Below are 18,621 nucleotides of genomic sequence, written 5' to 3'. Positions count from 1 at the left end.
GGCCCGGCACCGGGTCTACTCTGCCGGTACCGCTTGGGGGTGACGTCCGTGCGTATGACACCCAGGACACCGACGCCCGAAGTGCGCGTGCCGCGCCTGGTCGGACTGATGGCCGTGGACGCGCGCGAGTCGGCCCGGGCCCGGGGCCTGTCCGTGCACGCCCCGGACCGGCCGGACTTCCGGCTCGCCGTCGTCGACTACGTCGTACGCCAGTATCCGCAGCCCGGCACGGAGGTGCCGCGGGACTCCGTGGTCCACGTGTGGTTCGACTTCGGTGAGGGCGAGGGCTGCGGAGGGGTGCGCGAGCCGCGCGGGCCGGTGCCGCCGACGGGCGGGCTCCAGCGGGAACTGGAGGAGCCCGCCCTGCCCCACGCGGTGCTGCTCAGCTCTCCTTGAACCCCCGGTGCAGCGCCACCACCCCGCCCGTGAGGTCGCGCCACGCCACCTTCGACCAGCCGGCGCCCTGCAGCCGTCCGGCCAGTGCGGGCTGGTCGGGCCAGGCGCGGATGGACTCGGCGAGATAGACGTACGCGTCCGGGTTGGACGACACCGACCGGGCGACCGGCGGCAGCGCGCGCATCAGGTACTCGGTGTAGACGGTGCGGAACGGCGCCCACGTCGGCTGCGAGAACTCGCAGATGACGATCCGCCCGCCGGGCCGGGTCACCCGGTGCATCTCGCGCAGCGCCGCGTCCGTGTCCTGCACGTTGCGCAGCCCGAAGGAGATGGTGACGGCGTCGAAGACGTCGTCCTTGAAGGGCAGCCGGGTCGCGTCGCCGGCCGTGTACGGCAGCCAGGCGTTGTTCCGCTTGCCGACCCGGAGCATGCCCTGCGAGAAGTCGCAGGGCACGACGTAGGCGCCGGCGCGGGCGAAGGGCATCGACGAGGTGCCCGTGCCGGCCGCCAGGTCCAGGATCTTCTGCGCGGGCCGGGCGTCGACGGCCTTCGCGACCTCCTTGCGCCATCGCCGGTCCTGGCCGAGGGAGAGCACGTCGTTCGTCAGGTCGTATCGTTCCGCGACGTCGTCGAACATCGAGGCGACTTCGTGCGGCTGCTTTTCCAGGGATGCGCGGGTCACGCGCCCATTCTTGCAGCCCGCCCGCCCGGCAGGAGCGTCGGCTTCCGGCGCGCGGCGACGTCCTCGACCCAGCCGCACGCGAGCACGAAGCCCCCGATCAGGACCCAGCCGACGCCGAACATGAACCACTGGCTCTCCAGCGGCAGATACTTCTCGAACGCGGGCACCTCCCAGAACCGGTCGATCAGCGGCACGGCCAGGATCAGCGCCAGTTCGTGCCAGAGGTAGATCGTCACGGCGCGCGCGTTGAACACGGTGACCAGCCGGGAGCGGGACGGTCCCACGAGGCCCGCGTACTCCTTGGCGTACATCAGCAGCGTCACGAATCCGGCCGACCAGAAGGCCTGCGCGAGCGGGTTGTCGTCCAGGTCGTAGGTGCCGCCGTACGCGGACTGGTGGGTGAGGGCGTACCAGCCGCCGTACGCGAGCGCGGCGAGCGACGCCACGGCGACGGCGAGGGGGCGCAGCCGCCGGAGCACCCCCTCGTGGTGGGCGAAGCCGAGGAGCCAGCAGAACAGGAACGTCGCGAGGTCGGTGAGGGCGCTGCCGAGCCGCCCCTCCGGCGGCTGCCACACGTACGTGAGGACGACGACCGGGACGAGCGACAGCACCAGCACCACGACCGGCGACAGCCGGAACACCCGCAGCAGCAGCGGGGAGAGCAGCACGAACCACAGGTACGTCCGCAGGTACCAGACGATCTCCCAGGCCTGCTCCGCCCGGGCGCTGCCCGGCGGGTCGCCGAGCGGCACGATCCAGTACACGATCTGCCACCCCGGCACCCAGCCGTGCACCAGCATCGCGGTGACCACGAAGAAGCCCCAGAACCAGAACGGCGGCAGCAGGCGGCGGACCCGGCCCCGGACCACCGTGAGCGCGGGGCGCCGCAGCGACCTGGCCATCAGGGTGCCGGCCAGCCCGAACATCACCCCCATCGACGGGAAGACCATCCCCGCCCAGGCCCAGCCGAAGGTGTGGTACGTCACGACCCGGACGAGGGCCACCGCGCGCAGGAGGTCGAAGTACCCGTCGCGGCCGGCCGGGGACGACGGGCCGGCCGGGGACGACGGGCCGGCCGGGGACGACGGGCCGGCCGGGGACGACGGGGCGGCCGGGGACGACGGGCCGGTCGCCGGGCCGGCCGGGGCCGCCGGTTCCGGGCGGCCGGCCCGTGCGGCCCGTGTGTCCCGTGCGGCCCCCCTGCTGTGCGCCCCCATCAGCCGCCCGTCCCCGACGGCATCCCGACCTCACCCGTCCGCTTCAGTTTCTGCCAGCGCAGCCGGCCGCCGGTCAGGGCGGTGACACAGGAGTGGATGAGGACGAGGTACATCATCTGCCGGTACGCGAACTGCTGCAGCGGCATCATCAGCAGGTACCGGTACTTCTCCCGGTCGAGCCGGAAGGCGTACGCCGCGCACACCAGCTGCACGGCCAGGACGGCGATCCAGGCCAGCAGGGCCGCCCGGAAGTCGACGAAGATCATCGAGTACACGGTGAACACGTCGATGAGCGGCGCGAAGACCGGCGTGACGATCTGGAAGAGCACCACCAGCGGCATGCCGACCCGCCCGAACCGTCCCGAAGGACCCTTGTCGGTGAGGGACTTGCGGTGCTTCCACAGCGCCTGCATGGTGCCGTACGACCAGCGGTAGCGCTGCGACCACAGCTGCCGCAGCGACCGGGGGGCCTCGGTCCACGCGCGGGCGTGCTCCTCGTAGACGACCCGCCACCCCTCGCGGTGCAGCGCGATGGTGATGTCGGTGTCCTCGGCGAGGGTGTCCTCGCTCATCCCGCCCACCTGGAGGACCGCCTCGCGGCGGAACGCGCCGATCGCGCCGGGGATGGTCGGCATGCAGCGCAGCAGGTCGTACATGCGCCGGTCGAGGTTGAAGCCCATCACGTACTCGATGTGCTGCCAGGCCCCGATGAGCGTGGAGCGGTTGCCGACCTTGGCGTTGCCCGCGACGGCGCCCACCGACGGGTCGGCGAAGGCCTGCACCAGACGGCCCACGGTGTCCGGTTCGAAGACGGTGTCGCCGTCCATCATCACGACGATGTCGTGCCGGGCGCTGCGGATGCCGTTGTTCAGGGCGGCCGGCTTGCCCGCGTTCTCCTGCCGGATCACCCGGACGTTGGGCAGTCCGAGTCCCTCGGCGAGCTCCGCCGTGCCGTCCGTGGAGCCGTCGTCGACGACGACGATCTCGATCGGATGGGTGCTCCCGGCCAGCGACCGCAGGGTGTTCTCGATGCACTCCTTCTCGTTGTACGCCGGGACGATCACGCTGACCGGCCGGGTCACGGGCGGCCCCCAGCTGAAGCGGCGTCTGTTGCGCTGCCGGTGGTGGCGCCGGGCGAGGACGAGCATCAGACCGAACCGCCCCATGACGGCCACGCCCACGATCACCAGGCCGGCCGAGAGCGCGGGCACCGTCCACTCGGCGACGGTGACGGCCGCGATGAGCGCCTTGCCCTCGTAGAGGGTCGTGCCGGTGGCGGTGCGGTGGGAGGCCTGGAGCTGGTTGCCGGTGCCGGACGGAGCGCCGGCGGCGGGCCCGCCCGCTCCGGACCCGTCGGCCCCGGCGGGCTGCTGCTGTTGCCGCTGCTCGGCCAGGGCACCGCTGACGGTGGTGAAGGTGTAGCCCTCCGCCTGCATGTTCTCGATGTACTCCGCCAGCGCCTCGACGGTCTGCGTGCGATCGCCGCCGGAGTCGTGGAAGAGCACCGAGGTGCCCTCCCCGTCCTCCGGGGTGGCCCCTTCGACGATCTTCGCGACGCCCGGTTCCTTCCAGTCCTCGCTGTCGGTGTCGATGAAGACGCTGGTGTACCCCTCCTCGCCGAGCTGTTGGTAGACCTGCCAGCTGTAGTTGTCGATGGCGTCCGGCTTGGAGGAGTACGGCGCCCGGAACAGCGTGGAGGTGATCCCGGCCGCGCCCGCGAGCGCGAGCTGGGTCTGCTCCATCTCGCGGGTGACGCGGGCGGAGCTCTGGTACGACAGGTCGACGTGGGTGAAGGTGTGGACGCCGATCTCGTTGCCCTGGTCGACCAGGTCCCTCACGATGTCGGGGTGGCGCGACACCATCGAGCCGACCACGAAGAACGTGCCGGGTACGTCGTACTCCTCCAGGACCTCCATGACCTTCGGTGTCCAGGTGGGGTCCGGTCCGTCGTCGAAGGTGAGCACGATCGTCTTGTCCGGGACGGAGGTGGTCTCGGCCTGCCCGCCGGGGAAGCTGAGGATCGGGCCGCCGTCGAGGACCTCGTCGGGCACCTCGGAGGACGAGGCCCCGGTGCGGACCCGCTGGTCGTCGCCGACCTCGGCCCGCAGATAGCCGTCGAGCAGCATCACACAGGTCAGGGCGAGCAGGAGCAGCAGCGCGAGGAGGACCCGCGGCCGGTGCAGCGCGGCGGCCCGCCCGGCGGCGCGCTCGATACGGGTGGGGGCGCGGCGCCGGCCGCGCGCGGGGGGCGCGGCGGTCATGACGTCGTCGAGGGGGTGGGTACGGTGGTGGCGCCCGGGGTGCCGGCCGGCGGGGACGGCGGTGCGCCGGTCGGGGCCGTCCCGCCCTGCGGACCCGCGCCGCCACCGGGACCGGCCTGTCCCTGTCCGACCCCGAACGGCAGCAGCGAGGCCGGCGTGACCGAGGTGCCGATGCCCATGAAGGCCATACCCAGCACGACCGCGTATCCGGCGCACACGGTCCCCAGGAGGAGACCGATCCGGCGCAGCAGCCTGGCCCGGCGTCCGGAGGAGTCGACGAAGACGGGTCCTTCGCCGGGCCCGTCAGGGCGTTTGCGGCGACGGCCGCGCGCGGCGGCGCGGCTTTCGGTGGCGGGATCGGAATGCATGGCCCGGACGGTAGAGGCCGTTGTGTAGGGAAAACCTGGCGTTCCCTGTGAGTCTCCCGTGGGAAGGCCGCGAACCTCTCCGTCCCCTGAGAATCATCCGGGAACCGGGCGTACATCCTCAGAAAGCACACAGACCCGTGTGCCACGTTGGCCGTCCACCCGACGTCTCACGAATGGAACGAGCACGATGCGCGGTCCACTGAAGTCCGTTGCCGGGCTCGCCCTCCTCCCGGCCCTGGCCCTGGTCGCGGCCACCGCCGGCTGCTCCGCCGGGGACACCACGACGGACGCGGCCCCGGCGGATCCCGCCCCCTCGGCCTCGTCGTCGTCCGCGCCGGTCACCGCGTACGCCCCGTACGTCAGTGCCTCGGCGGCCTCCGACACCGACTCGGCGGGCTCCCCCACGACGTACAACCTGGCGTTCGTGATCTCCTCCGGCAGCGGCTGCACCCCGTACTGGAACGGCACCCAGGACATCGACGACGAGAGCGTGACGTCCCGGATCGCGGGGCTCACCGGGTCCGGCGCCGACGTCCGGGTCTCCTTCGGCGGCGCCTCCGGGGACGAACTGGCGGCCACCTGCGACACCGCGGCGGAGCTGGCGGAGGCGTACGGCGCCGCGCTGGACGCGGCCGGCGCCACCCGCGCCGACTTCGACATCGAGGGCGACGAACTCACCGACTCCGCCTCCGTGGACCTGCGTTCGGAGGCGATCGCGCTGCTCCAGGAGGAACGTACGGACCTGGAGGTCACGTTCACGCTCCCGGTCATGCCGTCCGGGCTCGACGAGGACGGGCTGGCCCTGCTGGCGTCCGCGAACAACCACGGCGCCCAGGTCTCCACCGTCAACCTCATGACGATGAACTACGGCGAGTCCTACGACGGTGACATGGGCGAGTACGCCCTCACCTCCGCCGAGGCGGCGAACGCCCAGCTCCAGGAGGTCTTCGGGCTGTCGGAGGCCGATGCCTGGCGGGGCATGGCGCTCACCTCGATGCTCGGCGTCAACGACGTGGAGGGGGAGACGTTCACGCTCGCGGACGCGGCGGAGGTGCGGGCGTTCGCGGAGGAGAAGGGGATCGCGTGGGTGTCGATGTGGTCGACGTTCCGGGACACGGAGTGCGGGGAGGACGCCTCCGCGGATGACGCGTTGACGAACTGCAGCGGGGTGGAGCAGGAGGACGGGGCGTTCGGGGAGGCGTTCGCGGGGTGAGGGCCGACGCCACCACGGGCCGGCACCACCACGGGCCGGCACCACCACGAGCCGGCACCACCACGAGCCGGCACCACCACGAGCCGGCACCACCACGAGCCGGCACCACCACGAGCCGGCACCACCACGGGTCAGCGCCGCCGGTACACCAGCCGGCCGCCCACGACGGTGGCCACGCACGTGGACGCGCCGTCCCGCACGAGGGCGTCCCGGTCGGGCACGTCGAACACCGCGAACCGCGCGGGTCTCCCGGCGCCGAGACCCGGCAGCAGCACGAGAGGAACCGGGGAGAGCGCCGCGGGCCCGGGCAGTGCGGCCGGACGCCCCGCCAGGGCGAGCCCTGCCCTGCGCACCGCGTCCAGGGCCTCGCGGCCGCGCAGCTCACCGGCGACCGCGACCGTTCCGTGCGCCAGCATGCGCTGTACTCCGCGGCGTGCGCTGGCGCCCCGCGCGGACGGTCCGGCGGCCAGGAGTGCCCGCGCGCGCTCCCCGAACACCGGCTCGGTACCGAGCCGGTCCGCCTCGCGCGGGTCGGGGTGGTACGCCTGCTCCAGCAGTTCCGGACCGTAGGGGTTGAGCAGACCGGGCGTCAGGATGCCGGGCCACCGCCGCAGCCGGGCGCCCGGATGACCGGCGGCGAGCCGTTCGTACGGGCCGACGGCGGCGATGTGCGCGCCGTCGACCACGACGGCGGTCCCGGGCGAGGCGTCGGCGGTGTGAAGGGTCAGCACGGGGGCGTCAGTTGGCGGACAGGAGCTTCAGCTCCGGGTGGGCCGTGCCGCCCTCGATGGCGGTGGAGGAGATGTGGGAGACCACGCGCTCGTCGACGGGGTCGTTCGCCGGGTCGTCGTGGACGACGAGGTGCTCGTACGTCGTCGACCGCTGGGCCGGGACCCGCCCCGCCTTGCGGATCAGGTCGATGATCTCCATCCGGTTGGAACGGTGCCTGGCGCCGGCGGAGGAGACGACGTTCTCCTCCAGCATGATGGAGCCGAGGTCGTCCGCGCCGTAGTGCAGGGAGAGCTGGCCGACCTCCTTGCCGGTGGTCAGCCAGGAACCCTGGATGTGGGCCACGTTGTCGAGGAAGACGCGGGCGATGGCGATCATCCGCAGGTACTCGAAGAGCGTGGCCTGGGTGCGGCCCTTCAGGTGGTTGTTCTCGGGCTGGTAGGTGTACGGGATGAACGCGCGGAAGCCGCCCGTGCGGTCCTGTACGTCACGGATCATCCGCAGGTGCTCGATCCGCTCGGCGTTGGTCTCGCCGGTCCCCATGAGCATGGTGGACGTGGACTCGACGCCGAGGTTGTGCGCGATCTCCATGATCTCCAGCCAGCGCTCGCCGGACTCCTTGAGCGGCGCGATGGCCTTGCGGGGACGGGCGGGGAGCAGTTCGGCGCCCGCGCCGGCGAAGGAGTCGAGCCCGGCCGCGTGGATCCGGGTGATCGCCTCGTCGACGCTCACCTTGCTGATCCGCGCCATGTGCTCGACCTCGCTCGCCCCCAGGCTGTGGATGACGAGCTGCGGGAACTCCCTCTTGATGGCGGCGAAGTGCTTCTCGTAGTACTCGACGCCGTAGTCCGGGTGGTGGCCGCCCTGGAACATGATCTGCGTGCCGCCGAGCTCGACGGTCTCGGCGCAGCGCCGCAGGATGTCGTCGAGGTCGCGGGTCCAGCCCTTGGCGGTGTCCTTGGGGGCCGCGTAGAAGGCGCAGAACTTGCACGCCGTGACGCACACGTTCGTGTAGTTGATGTTCCGCTCGATGATGTACGTCGCGATGTGCTCCGTACCGGCGTACCGGCGCCTGCGCACGGCGTCGGCGGCGGCGCCCAGCGCGTGCAGCGGGGCGTCGCGGTAGAGGTCGAGGGCCTCTTCGGGGGTGATCCGCCCACCGGCGGCGGCACGGTCGAGGATGGGCTGAAGGTCGGCCTTCTCGGTCACCGGTGTCCCTTTCGCGAAAGGTGTGGACGGACCGATCCAGCGTACGTCAGCCGGTCGTACCGGTTGACGTCAGGCCGCGTACGCGCCGATCAGCAGCCCCGCGAAGGCCCCGCTGATCAGGAAGGGACCGAACGGGATCGCCGTCTTGCGTCCCGCCTTCCGGGCGACGACGAGGGCACCCCCGTACAGCGCCCCGAACACGAACCCGGCGAGGGTGCCGAGCATCACGGTCGGCCAGCCGTACCAGCCGAGGACGGCGCCCGCGCCGAGCGCGAGCTTGACGTCGCCGAAGCCCATGCCGCCCGGGTTGATGAGGAACAGCACGAAGTAGCCGGCGCCCAGCGCGAGCGCGCCCAGCAGGGCGGTGGTCCACTCCCCCGCGTGCTCGGGGGCGAGGGCGGCGAGGCCGAGCAGGGCGGGGGCGGCTCCGGCGAGGGGGAGGGTGAGCGGGTCGGGGAGCCGCTGCACCCGGAAGTCGACCACCGCCAGCAGCACCCCGACGGGCGCGAGCAGCAGCCAGACGGACAGCTCGGGCCGGGTGCCGGTGGCGGCGGCGAGGGCGGCGCAGACCAGGGCGGTCACCACGGCGAGTACCGGGCGGCCCGGTCCGTAGCGAACCCCCGGCGGCGCCCGGTGGTACTTGGTGCCGGTGGTGGCGTCGTACGTCGGCCCGGTCACGGTCCCCGGCGGGGCGCACTCCCCGCAGCGGGCTCGTCCGAGCCAGCCGCGGACCGGGTGCCCGCCGGGGCACTCGGTGCGCCACGCCTCGCCGGCCGGCGCGGAGAACCGGTAGGCCGCGCGGGGCAGCACCGCGCCGGCCGCCGCGCCCCACAGCGCGGCGGCGGCGATCAGCCAGACGTCCAGGTAGGCGCTGAGATGCTCGCTCAGGTGGTCGCTCATCCCGCCGCCGCGACCGTGTCGCGCCAGGTCGGCAGCAGTTCGTCGAGCAGCGCCTCGGTGCGCGGCGGCAGCCCGCGGGCGCCGGCGCGGCCGACGAGGTCGGCGGCGAGGGCGGCGAGCCGCTCGGGGGCGTCGAGGGCGTGGGTGGCGCGCAGCAGCTCGTTCCACAGCCGCTCGTCGGCCGGGGCGGTGCGCAGCGAGGCGTTCAGCGCCTCGATGGCCTTCTCCGCGCGGTTCTTCTCCAGGTGGAACTCGGAGAGCGCGAGTCCGGTGTCCGCGACGAGCAGCGGGAGCTGGGCGTCGACGATCTCGTGGGTGAGCCAGCGGTAGCGGCCCTCGGGCCGGTCGGCGAGCAGCGGCCCGCGCACCAGCACCAGCGCGTCGGTGAGCAGCCGGCCGCGTACGGCCCGGCTGTCGACGCCCTTGCCCTGGGTGGCCTCGTGGTACAGCGACCGCAGCACGTCCAGGTCGGAGACGACGGACTTGGCGAGGGTGAGCCGTCCGGTGGAGTCCGTGCCGAGGCGGGGGGTGCCGTCGGGGTCGGTGCCGAGCCAGGCGCGCAGCCGCTCGATCAGCGCCTCGCGCACGTCGTCGGTGACCCCGCGCGGCCACAGCGCGGACGACAGCACGCGCGGGTGGACTCCCTCGCGGTGCAGGAGCAGCAGCGCGAGCGCCTCGTGCAGCAGGGCGCTGCGCTCGCCGTCCGGGGCGTCCAGGCCGATGATCTCGTACGGTCCGACCAGGCGCGCGTAGACGGCGGGCCGCCCCTGCTCGCTGATGTCGACGAGGAACGGCGGGGTGTCGCCCGGCCCGTCCGGTCCGTGCTCGGGGTCGGCGTCGGTGAACAGCTCGACCACCGCGCGCTGTTGGGCGGCGGGCAGGAGCTGGGCGTCGAGTTCGAGGCCGAGGAGGGGGGCGAGCAGCCTGCCCTCGCCGGTGATCTCCATCTCCCAGGCGGCGCCCGGCAGATCGCCGCTGCCGGTGCCGACGAGGTAACCGATGCCGAGGCGGCTCGCGTCGGCGGCGAGTTCGGCGAGCGTGACGGCGTCCTCGGCGGACGGCTCGGCGGCGAGCAGCACGAGGTGCGGGGCCCAACGGGTGTGCTGGGCCGGGCCGGTGCGCCCGGTGAGCACGGAATCGTGCCCGGCGGCGCCGAGCGCCCCCCGCCGCTGCCGCGTCTCGGCCTCCATGGTCTCGATCAGCGCCTCGATGCCGTCGAGGTGACGCAGCCGGTTGGGCGCGAGCGGGGTCAGCTCCTCGCCGAATCCGACGAGGGTGATGGTCATCCGGTCCGACCAGCCGTTGGTGGCCAGCTCGGCGGCGACGGAGGCGAACACGGCGGCCCGGTCGGCCTCGCCGCCGCTCAGCGAGACGATGCCGGGGACGGACTCCAGGTTGAGCAGCAGCCGCGAGTCGTCCATGGTGCCGAGGCTGACGAGGCCCGGGTAGGGAGCGGCGGTGTCGACGTCCTCGTACCGTACGGCGTCGTCCTTGGCGAGCGTCCAGAACGTCTGGTCCTGCCCGTGCTGCCAGGGCGCCGGCGGCTTCCCGGACGGCTGGGCGAGCTGGAGGTGCAGGTCGCCGTTGCTGAGCCAGGCCGCGTAGACGGTGGGCAGCGGGCGGGACTCGGCGGCGAGGGACGCGGCGAGCCCGCGCAGCGACCGGTCGAGCAGCCGTACGCCTTCGGGGTCGGCGCCGACCAGCAGCGCGTCCTGGACGTCCTGGGCGTCCCCGGTCGGCGTGGGCGGCTCCATCCCGCGCCGCCCGCCGATACCGCCGAACGCCGACTGCCACAGCGCCTGCCGCCGCCGGTGCCCGAGCGCGCCGAGGAGACCGGCGGCGAGGAGGGGCGCGGCGAGGAGGGCTTCGGGGAGGCCGAAGGAGGAGGAGTCGTGGGCGGGGGTGGCGTGCTGCCGGGCGGGCTGCCGGTGACCGGCGTTGTCGTTCGCGGGAGCGGGAGCGGGCCGCTGCTCGGGAACGGAGACATGAGCGGCACCGCTGCCGCTGCCGCTACCACCACCGCCCTGCGCGTGCTCCCCGGTCCTGTCGTAGTCACGGATCTGCTGCCGCACCTCGGGCGATACCTCGGGTGCCTCGTCCGGCATCTCGACGAGGTCGCCGCCGCGCGCGTCGCCGGGCATCTCCATGATCCAGCCGGGCCGGATCAGACTGGCCTCGGACAGCTTGGAACCGTCGGGCTGGGTACGGTCCTTGTTGAGCTCGAAGATCTCCTTGTACCGGCGCCCGTCACCGAGGTGCCGCTCGGAGATCTCCCAGAGGGAGTCGTGGTGACGCCCCTCGGGCGGCTGGATCCGGTAGAACTTCGTGTCCCCCTGCTGCTTGGCGGTACTGCCCGCCGCCGCTTCGGCGTGCGACGCCTGCTCGGCGAGCGCGGCGGCGGCACCGGCCGCCTGCTCCTGCTGCTGGGCGAAGAGGCCGGGGGTCTGCTGGGCGGCGGCGGCCACGGCGGGCCGCTGGTTGTCGTCGGGGCCCTGCCCGAGCTGGCCCAGCCCCGGAGCGAAGCTGGCGGCGGTCGCGCCGACGAGCAGCAGCGCGGCGACGAGCTGACGGGCGAGCAGCTGGCTGGGCCCGGCCCCGGGCACCCGTCCCGGCACCCCGACCCCCGACAGCGCGGCCTTCATCTCGACGAGCACACACGCGGTGAACTGCGCCCAGGCGAGCCAGACGACGAAGGTCAGGATGGAGAGGAAGGTCTCGACGGAGACGTCCTGCTTGAGCCACTCCATCGGCTCGAACGTCTTCGGGAGCGGCCAGCCGGCCTGCGTCGCCAACGCGAGCGGCACCCCGACGAGCAGCACGAGCAACGCCACGAAGGCGAGGAACGCCTTGACGAAGTCCCCGAACGACCGCCGTCGCACCCGCACCGGCTGCGGTGTCCGGTTCCTCGGAGCCGTCGAGCTGGACGGGCTGGGACTGCGGCGTCGCGGCATGGCGGGTGTCCTGAAGTCGTCTGGGAGGAGGGTCTGCTGAGCCTACGGGGATCTTATTGACTCGAACGGCCGCAGTCGAAGGCCTCCTCCCGTCGTGACTTCCCCGACGGCACCGGCAGACCGGTCGATCAACCGCTGAACAGGTCCTCGGCCCGGGTGGCGTGAACGGCCCGCCGGGCCCAGAGCTCGAGCTGATCGAGGTCGGCGCAGACCTGAACCCGCTCCCGTACGGCGTCGGGCACGGGGATTCCCCGCCACTCCAGGATGCGCAGCGTCATCGCGGCACGATCCTCGACCCGCCCCTCTTCCCGACCCTCCTCGCGCACCTGCTCCGCCACCGGGTGCCGGAAGAAGTAGTGGATCGCCGCCATCAGTTCTCCTTCCTGGTCCGTGTGATCAACGCGTCAGGCCGCGACGAGGTCACACCACACGTATTTGCCCCGGCTGCCGTCCCGCGCGTGGGGCTGCCAGCCCCACAGATCCGCGCAGGCCCGCACCAGGGCCAGTCCGCGCCCCTCCTCCGCCTCGGCGAGCTGCTCCCAGCGCCCCGGCGGCTCGGGCGGTTCCGGGTCCGTGTCCCACGCGCCGATCCGCAGCACACCGTCCGACCAGCGCACGCGCAGCGCCGCCGGCCCCTTCGTGTGCCGTACGGAGTTGGCGACCAGCTCCGTCGCCAGCAGTTCGGCGGTGTCGACGAGGCCGATCAGGCCGTGCATCGTGAGGATCAACCGGAGAGTGCGGCGGCAGATGGTCACGGCACGTGGGTCGTTGGGGACGGACAGGGTGTACTCCCAGGGAGTGGCGGCCTCTTCGACGCCTGGTTCGGGCATGCGTGGACTCCTGTCAGGGGGTGGGACATGGCTGGTCGACGGCAGCGAACGGGCGGTGGCTCCGCCGCGTCCGCCATGGCATGGCGGAGCGGTGCGCTTCCGGGACCCCGAGTGCCGCAGAGTGTGCGTCGCATCACCGACGGTATTTCCTAACTTTAGGAAATCGCAAGCGCCTGCCGTATCCTGACCCTCGAACGAGGTACGTGGGCCAGGCATTTGAGACCAGGAGGCATGGGTTGCCACCGAAGAGACATCTCACGGCCCGCAGGGTGCGATTGGGTGCCGAGCTGCGCAAACTGCGCGAGGCGATGGGCATGAAGTCGAGAGAGGCCGCGGAGCTGCTCGGCGCCGACTCCGTGCAGATGAGTCAGATCGAGTCCGGCGTCGCCGGTGTGAGCGCCAAGCGGGTACGTCGCCTCGCGGCGCACTACGCCTGCACGGACGAGGGGTTGATCGACGCACTCGCCACGATGGCCACCGACCGCACCCACGGATGGTGGGAGGAGTACCGGGGAGTGCTGCCCCCGGTGTTCTTGGACACTGCCGAGGTCGAGCACCATGCCACGGCCCTGCGCGAGATCGTGGTCACGCACGTTCCCGGGCTGCTTCAGACCGCTGACTACGCCCGCGCGGTGTACACCTACATGATGCCGGGCCTATCCGAGAGCGAACTGGCGCCTCGCGTGGAACACCGGATGAGGCGGCGCGCCGTGATCGAGGGTGACGACCCGACACCGTACGAGACGATCATCCACGAGTTCGCCCTCCGGGTCCGCGTGGCCGACCGTCGGGTGGCCCAGGCGCAACTCCGTCAGATCTTGACGCAGATCGAGGACGGTCACGCGGCCGTACGCGTCATCCCCACCAACCAGGACGGCTTCGCCGGTGCCGACGCCTCGATGATGCACGCATGCGGTCCTGTGCCCCAACTGGACACCGTGCTGCGGGACTTCCCCACCGGGACCGCCTTCATCGACGCAGAACCTCAACTGAATCAGCTTCGAACACTGTTCCGTAAAGCAAAAAGGGCGTCGCTGGACCCCGCAGCTTCGCTGGATTTCATCCACCACTTGACGAAGGAGCTGTGAGACGAGTCATGACCGAGCCCCTGCACTGGCGGAAGTCCTCGTTCTCCGGCGGCGGCGACGGCAACACCTGCGTGGAGATCGCACCGCTGCGCACCCGAATCGCCATACGCGACTCCAAACACCCCACCCGCGCCCCCCTCTCCTTCCCCGCCCCCGCTTTCCACGCCTTCATCGAAGCCCTCAAGTCAGGTGGTGCACCGGCATGAGCAAAGGGAAAAGCGACCTCGCGCTTCCGCTGACCGAGATGGAGGACTACGGGCGCCGCCTGCGGTCCCTCAAGACGCGGATGAACCACACCAAGAAGCTCTTCGAGTCCTACCGGGACGACATCGGCGACGGCGGCGTCAACGACGCGCTCTCCGACTTCGAGTCCAACTGGGAGGACGGCCGCGAGGACATCACCCAGCAGCTCGACGCGCTCGCCGGCATGTCCGACGCCGTGGTCCGCGAGTTCAAGAAGCTCGAGGACGAACTCACCAAGCAGGTCAACGAGAAGATGAAGGTCGAGGACAAGCGCGAGAAGAAATGAGCCGGGCCCCGGCCTGCGAACAGACCGGGGCCCGGGAGAAAACTCAGAGCATCGTGGTGCGCACGGCACCCGCGTGGCCCACCGAGGCGCCGAGACCGGCGGAGACGCAGAGGGGGCCCGCCTCGGCGTACACGCCCACACCGACGGAACCGTGGTCCGCGACGACGGCCACACCGGCGTCGACGCCGGCGGAGACGGACTGGCCACCGGAGACGCTGTCCAGGTCCGCGTCGGAGATCTCGGCGGTTTCGACCTGGGGGACGAAGTTCATGACAGGTCTTTCCCTTCTGTTTCGACGAATGGGAGCGGAAAGGCACACCCGAAATCCGGAGTGAGGGGAATCCGGAGCAATGGGATCGGGAGCCGCGCACTGATCCAAGCACGCCGTGGAACGGCCGACCAGCGGCGCACGACCGACGCGCACCCCCGCCGCGCCGTCGAATCCACGAATATGGGAATGCGGTCATGGAAAAGGCCCGCGCCTTCACGCTACCCACCGGTTACGGAGGGCCTCCGGTGGCACGCTCCCCGCATCCGGACCGATCCGCGCGCTCCGTCCCTTTCCCGTGCGGCCCCGCGGTGAACGGTGTGCAGGTCCGTGGAAGGTTTGGCGACGGCGCCGGCCGCGGCCTCAGCCGACCTCGTTCTCCGCGACCGCCTGCCCGCGCACCACCACGTCCCCGCCGTAGAACACGCCCGTGAAGACCGGCGCGTACGTCAGCTGCACCTCGACCTCCACCGCCTCCACTGTCGCCGCCACGCAGTGCGTCGCCGCGATGTCCGGGCCGGACATGCCCATCTCGCGGGCGAACGCCTTCACCCGGGCGTCGCAGTTCTCGTGGTTGATCGGCGCCGGGCCGCCCACGTCGTCGTACAGCGCCTCGCGGTCGATGTCCTGGGCGGCGTAACGGGCCGCCTGTTCCGCGATGTCCGCCGCACGCTCCCGCTTGGAGATGGACATCCCGCCGTCGATGACGAAGGCAGCCAGGGAGAGGAAGACCAGCGCGAAGATGATGACCGCGCCGGCACCCGAGCCGCGGTCGTCCAGCCGCGTACCGCGGTCCGAGACCCACGCCCTCACACGTGCTGCCGCTCTCACGCCGTCCTCCGGTACGGGTCCAGCGGCGAGCTGAAGCTCGCGTTCAGGGTCGTCGGGATGTCCAGGCCCAGCATGGCGAGACCCCGCACCTCGCAGCTCACCTCGACCGTGAAGATGGTGTCCGGCTCGAAGCCCTGGCTGGTCTGCACGACGCTCACCGGACCGGAGCAGACGTCCGCGAGGTTGGCCTCCGCCGCCGCCCGCGCCTCCGCCATCGCCGTACCGTGGTCCTTCTGGATCGAGCCCGCGCGGGCCGCGTCCCGTGCCGCTCCGTCCAACGCGCCGCGCCCGTCGACCAGTTGCCCGAAGGCCACCAGGACGAGGATGAACAGGATCATCACCGGCGCGAGGATGACCACCTCGACGGTCGACAGGCCCCGGTCCCGGTCGTCGTCCGACCGCACGACGCCCCCGTCCCCCAGGGGAAACCTCATCTAGTTCTCCCCCTCCCGCACGAACCGCTCCACCGGCCCCACCGACTGCGCGTGCACCGTCAGGTCCAGGCCCGGGAACACCGTCGGGACGCGGGCCGTGATCTCCACGCCCACCGTGTCCTGCTCCGGCTGGAGCAGCCGCACGTCGGGGCCCAGCACCAGCTGCGGGCCGAGCTGCCGGATGTAGCTGTCCACCACACCCCGCGCCTCGCCCCGCCAGCCGCCCGGCTGGGCGTCCGCCGTGGCACGCGCCTTGCGCGCACCCGCCTGCGCCGCCGCCTGGGCGACGTGATCGGCGAAGAAGTACAGCGCGAACTGCACCGTCGCGAAGATCATGAAGAACAGGACCGGCGTGAGGAACACGAACTCGATCGCGGTCATGCCGGAATCGCCGCGGGCGGAGGCGGCCTCCACCCGTCGGCGTACCCAGCGGCGTACGCGCACCGACATCCCCGTGAGAGAAGTGACGGCCGTCAGCAGGTGCCGCTCGCCTGGGCGCCCTTGATGCAGTCGCCGACCTTGTTGGCGCCCTCGCTCAGCGCGGCGTTGATGATCGCGGCCACCACGCCGACGATCGCCACGACGACCGCCGAGATGATGACCCACTCCACCGCGGAGGCACCGCGGTCCAGTTCGCCGGAGCGGGCGCGCTCCACGCGGGCCCGCATGAAGGTGACCAGGAAGTCCACGGCGGGGATGCCGGTGTGGAAGGTACGTCCGTTCATGACGCGTTGTCCTCTCGAATTCGGTTCACGGGAGTTCTGACGTACGGCTCACGGTCCGCGGTTCTCACACCTGGAACACCCGCATCGCCGCAGGGAAGATCAGGAACACGAGGAACCCCGCGCACAGCAGCAGCTGCGCCACGAGCATCGACTGGGACTTCTCACCCGCACTGCCCTCGATCTCGGCGAGTTCGCGGTGCCGCATGGTCTCGGCGCGGGAGGCGAGGGACTCGCGCACCTTGGCGCCGTCGTCCGCGACGAGCGCCAGCGACGCGGAGAGGTCCTTGAGCTCCTCCACGCCCAGCTCCTCCCCGAGCTGCCCCAGCGCCTGCCACTGGCTGATGCCGGTGATCCGGGCGTCGGCGAGGGCGTTGCGGATGCGCTGCGTCGCCCAGCCGTCGGACACCTCGGCCGCCGCCATCAGCGCCTCCGGCAGGCCCCGCCCGCCGGCCAGGCTCATCGACACCAGGTCCAGGTACGCACCGATCACCCGGCGCAGGTCGCGCCGCTTCTCGGCGGCGTCCCGGCGCACCTCCAGGTCGGGCAGGAAGAAGAACAGCGCCGCGCACAGCAGGGCCATCCACACCGGGATGACCGGGCTGTCGGCCAGGGCCAGCGTCCAGACGATGGCGAAGAGGAACGGGCCGAAGAACAGACCCGCGACCGACAGCAGCACCTTGGTCGCCAGGAACTTCTCCCAGCTGCGGTCCAGGACGGCGAGGTCCGCGCGCAGCGAGCGCTGCTCCCACCCCTGCTGCAGGTAGAACTCCGCGATCCGCACGCCCACTCCGGCCCGCAGCGAGCCGAGACGGCCGGTGTCCTGCGCCGTCGTCCGCGCCGACCCGTACGCCGTTCCCCGCGCCCGCATGGCGTCGATCCGGGCGACCTGGGAGATCGCACTGCGCTTGGTCGGCATCAGCGCGCGGACCAGGACGTAGATGCCCAGTCCGATGACCGCGCCGACGACGACCGGCATCGTCAGTTGGTCGCTCACCGGCGTACCCCCTCTTCCGGCTGGAGCGGCGCCTGCTGCTGGGCGGCCGGTGCGGCACCGGGCGTACGCGGACGCACCAACCGCACCCCCGACTCGTCACGCACCAGGAACCGTTCGGGCGTCTCGATGGTGGACAGCTTGCGCAGCCACCAGAAGCCGAGCGCGAACAGAGCGCAGACACAGGCCAGTACGAGCTGCCCGACCGCCGTGCCGTACGGCTCGACGAACTCCCGGTTGAAGACGGACAGTCCGAGCACGAACGCGATCGACACGGCGACGACGATCTGCACGGACCGCCGGGTGGAGGCGCGCTGCGCCATCACGCGCTGCCGCATGTCGACCTCCTCGCGCGCCGACTTGGCGAGCGCGCCCAGCACCTGCCGCAGACCGGGTCCGCGCAGCCGGGCGTTGAGGATGAGGGCGGCGACGATGATGTCGGCGGAGGCGTCGTCGATCTCGTCGGCGAGCTGCTGGAGCGCCTCGGCCAGCGGGGTGCGGGAGCGCAGCCGGTCGACGAGCGCGTCGAGGTGCGGGCGCAGCACGGGCGCGGCGGCCCGCGCGGACGCCGGGATGGCCTGCTCCAGGCCCACCGCGCCGGCGATGGTGTCGCGCAGCGACTCGGTCCAGGAGGCCAGCGCCTCCACGCGCCGCATCGCGGCCTTCTCCTCCCCGGCCCCGCCGAAGAGGCGGTCCCAGAAGAAGACGAGGACGGCGGCGGCGATGCCGGCGACCGTCCAGCGGGTCAGCAGCAGCACGGCGAGGCCGACGATCGCGGCGAGGGAGCCGCGCCGGCCGGCGAACCGGACCAGCTCGTTCGCCCGCTCGCTCGCCTTCTGCTTCTCGTGCTCGGGCTTGGCGGGCAGTCCGCGTACGGCGACGGCGAGCAGGGCGAGTCCGCCGCCGACGGCGACACCGCACGCGAGCGCGTACAGGACGGTGGTGGAGAACAGTCCGCCCATGGCGCCGAGCGAGTCGAGCGCGGCCAGCGGGGTGGTG

Annotated in this window: 21 protein-coding genes and 1 pseudogene; 5 read left to right on the top strand and 17 right to left on the bottom strand. The window is 72.0% G+C overall.

From position 1 onward, the window contains the following. The first annotated feature begins 54 nt into the window (after positions 1 to 54). Positions 55 to 396: a PASTA domain-containing protein gene (locus ACIA6T_RS00465; RefSeq protein WP_399444373.1), complete on the top strand. Its 342-nt coding sequence runs from the start codon at positions 55 to 57 to the stop codon at positions 394 to 396. Here the strand turns inward: ACIA6T_RS00465 and ACIA6T_RS00460 are convergent. Genes ACIA6T_RS00460 through ACIA6T_RS00445 form a run of 4 tightly spaced genes read right to left on the bottom strand, consistent with a single transcriptional unit; the run spans position 383 to position 4,924 of the window. Further along, complete coding sequence (locus ACIA6T_RS00460) at positions 383 to 1,078, bottom strand: demethylmenaquinone methyltransferase (RefSeq protein WP_399444372.1); 696 nt, start codon at positions 1,076 to 1,078, stop codon at positions 383 to 385. The two genes, ACIA6T_RS00465 and ACIA6T_RS00460, sit on opposite strands and share 14 nt — an antisense overlap. Further along, complete coding sequence (locus ACIA6T_RS00455; RefSeq protein ID WP_399444371.1) at positions 1,075 to 2,295, bottom strand: acyltransferase; 1,221 nt, start codon at positions 2,293 to 2,295, stop codon at positions 1,075 to 1,077. Before ACIA6T_RS00455 ends, ACIA6T_RS00460 begins: the two co-directional genes overlap by 4 nt. Continuing rightward, entirely contained in the window at positions 2,295 to 4,556 is a 2,262-nt protein-coding gene (locus ACIA6T_RS00450; RefSeq protein ID WP_399444370.1) for a bifunctional polysaccharide deacetylase/glycosyltransferase family 2 protein, read from the bottom strand. Before ACIA6T_RS00450 ends, ACIA6T_RS00455 begins: the two co-directional genes overlap by 1 nt. Further along, complete coding sequence (locus tag ACIA6T_RS00445) at positions 4,553 to 4,924, bottom strand: hypothetical protein (RefSeq protein WP_399444369.1); 372 nt, start codon at positions 4,922 to 4,924, stop codon at positions 4,553 to 4,555. Before ACIA6T_RS00445 ends, ACIA6T_RS00450 begins: the two co-directional genes overlap by 4 nt. Positions 4,925 to 5,111: 187 nt before the next feature. Between ACIA6T_RS00445 and ACIA6T_RS00440 the strand changes: the two genes are divergently transcribed. Next, the gene (locus ACIA6T_RS00440; protein ID WP_399444368.1) at positions 5,112 to 6,137 is read left to right on the top strand and encodes a chitinase; all 1,026 of its coding nucleotides are present in this window, start codon (positions 5,112 to 5,114) and stop codon (positions 6,135 to 6,137) included. Positions 6,138 to 6,268: 131 nt separating this feature from the next. Here the strand turns inward: ACIA6T_RS00440 and ACIA6T_RS00435 are convergent, their stop codons facing one another. The 6 genes and pseudogenes from ACIA6T_RS00435 to ACIA6T_RS00410 form a co-directional block, all read right to left on the bottom strand. Next, on the bottom strand, positions 6,269 to 6,868 hold the full coding sequence (locus ACIA6T_RS00435; RefSeq protein ID WP_399444367.1) for an imidazolonepropionase-like domain-containing protein: 600 nt from the start codon (positions 6,866 to 6,868) through the stop codon (positions 6,269 to 6,271). Between the two features lie 7 nt (positions 6,869 to 6,875). Beyond that, on the bottom strand, positions 6,876 to 8,075 hold the full coding sequence (gene mqnC / locus ACIA6T_RS00430) for a cyclic dehypoxanthinyl futalosine synthase (protein ID WP_399444365.1): 1,200 nt from the start codon (positions 8,073 to 8,075) through the stop codon (positions 6,876 to 6,878). Positions 8,076 to 8,144: 69 nt separating this feature from the next. Next, positions 8,145 to 8,975, bottom strand: coding sequence for a prepilin peptidase (locus tag ACIA6T_RS00425; RefSeq protein ID WP_399444364.1), 831 nt, complete (start codon positions 8,973 to 8,975; stop codon positions 8,145 to 8,147). Continuing rightward, entirely contained in the window at positions 8,972 to 11,926 is a 2,955-nt protein-coding gene (locus ACIA6T_RS00420) for a BTAD domain-containing putative transcriptional regulator (protein WP_399444363.1), read from the bottom strand. The genes ACIA6T_RS00425 and ACIA6T_RS00420 overlap by 4 nt, the downstream gene beginning before the upstream one ends. 128 nt (positions 11,927 to 12,054) lie before the next feature. Next, a pseudogene (locus tag ACIA6T_RS00415) lies at positions 12,055 to 12,303 on the bottom strand (hypothetical protein); the annotation flags it as partial. A gap of 27 nt (positions 12,304 to 12,330) precedes the next feature. Next, positions 12,331 to 12,756, bottom strand: a complete 426-nt coding sequence (locus ACIA6T_RS00410) for an ATP-binding protein (RefSeq protein WP_399444362.1) — start codon at positions 12,754 to 12,756, stop codon at positions 12,331 to 12,333. A gap of 269 nt (positions 12,757 to 13,025) precedes the next feature. On the opposite strand from ACIA6T_RS00410, the gene ACIA6T_RS00405 reads away from it, so the two are divergent. Genes ACIA6T_RS00405 through ACIA6T_RS00395 form a run of 3 tightly spaced genes read left to right on the top strand, consistent with a single transcriptional unit; the run spans position 13,026 to position 14,373 of the window. Next, positions 13,026 to 13,844 carry a helix-turn-helix domain-containing protein gene (locus tag ACIA6T_RS00405; RefSeq protein WP_399444361.1) on the top strand — a complete coding sequence of 273 codons (819 nt, stop codon included), beginning with the start codon at positions 13,026 to 13,028 and terminating at the stop codon, positions 13,842 to 13,844. A gap of 8 nt (positions 13,845 to 13,852) precedes the next feature. Continuing rightward, on the top strand, positions 13,853 to 14,050 hold the full coding sequence (locus tag ACIA6T_RS00400) for a DUF397 domain-containing protein (protein WP_399444360.1): 198 nt from the start codon (positions 13,853 to 13,855) through the stop codon (positions 14,048 to 14,050). Next, positions 14,047 to 14,373 (top strand): hypothetical protein, encoded by a 327-nt coding sequence (locus tag ACIA6T_RS00395; RefSeq protein WP_399444359.1) that lies wholly within the window; start codon positions 14,047 to 14,049, stop codon positions 14,371 to 14,373. The genes ACIA6T_RS00400 and ACIA6T_RS00395 overlap by 4 nt, the downstream gene beginning before the upstream one ends. A gap of 43 nt (positions 14,374 to 14,416) precedes the next feature. Here ACIA6T_RS00395 and ACIA6T_RS00390 read toward each other — a convergent pair whose 3' ends face one another. The 7 genes from ACIA6T_RS00390 to ACIA6T_RS00360 form a co-directional block, all read right to left on the bottom strand. Next, positions 14,417 to 14,644, bottom strand: coding sequence for a hypothetical protein (locus ACIA6T_RS00390; RefSeq protein ID WP_399444358.1), 228 nt, complete (start codon positions 14,642 to 14,644; stop codon positions 14,417 to 14,419). A gap of 360 nt (positions 14,645 to 15,004) precedes the next feature. Then, the gene (locus tag ACIA6T_RS00385; protein WP_399444357.1) at positions 15,005 to 15,472 is read right to left on the bottom strand and encodes a pilus assembly protein TadG-related protein; all 468 of its coding nucleotides are present in this window, start codon (positions 15,470 to 15,472) and stop codon (positions 15,005 to 15,007) included. Beyond that, positions 15,469 to 15,906, bottom strand: a complete 438-nt coding sequence (locus tag ACIA6T_RS00380) for a TadE/TadG family type IV pilus assembly protein (RefSeq protein WP_385045516.1) — start codon at positions 15,904 to 15,906, stop codon at positions 15,469 to 15,471. The genes ACIA6T_RS00385 and ACIA6T_RS00380 overlap by 4 nt, the downstream gene beginning before the upstream one ends. Continuing rightward, positions 15,907 to 16,356, bottom strand: coding sequence for a TadE family protein (locus tag ACIA6T_RS00375; RefSeq protein WP_399444356.1), 450 nt, complete (start codon positions 16,354 to 16,356; stop codon positions 15,907 to 15,909). 23 nt (positions 16,357 to 16,379) lie between these two features. Continuing rightward, positions 16,380 to 16,631, bottom strand: a complete 252-nt coding sequence (locus tag ACIA6T_RS00370) for a hypothetical protein (protein ID WP_385045511.1) — start codon at positions 16,629 to 16,631, stop codon at positions 16,380 to 16,382. Between the two features lie 64 nt (positions 16,632 to 16,695). Next, on the bottom strand, positions 16,696 to 17,607 hold the full coding sequence (locus ACIA6T_RS00365) for a type II secretion system F family protein (RefSeq protein ID WP_399444799.1): 912 nt from the start codon (positions 17,605 to 17,607) through the stop codon (positions 16,696 to 16,698). A gap of 14 nt (positions 17,608 to 17,621) precedes the next feature. Continuing rightward, positions 17,622 to 18,584, bottom strand: coding sequence for a type II secretion system F family protein (locus ACIA6T_RS00360; protein ID WP_399444798.1), 963 nt, complete (start codon positions 18,582 to 18,584; stop codon positions 17,622 to 17,624). Positions 18,585 to 18,621: the final 37 nt, after the last annotated feature.

The organism is Streptomyces sp. NPDC051740 (genome assembly GCF_044453165.1).
Taxonomy (GTDB): domain Bacteria; phylum Actinomycetota; class Actinomycetes; order Streptomycetales; family Streptomycetaceae; genus Streptomyces; species Streptomyces atrovirens.
This window is presented reverse-complemented; position numbering and strand designations above follow the sequence as displayed.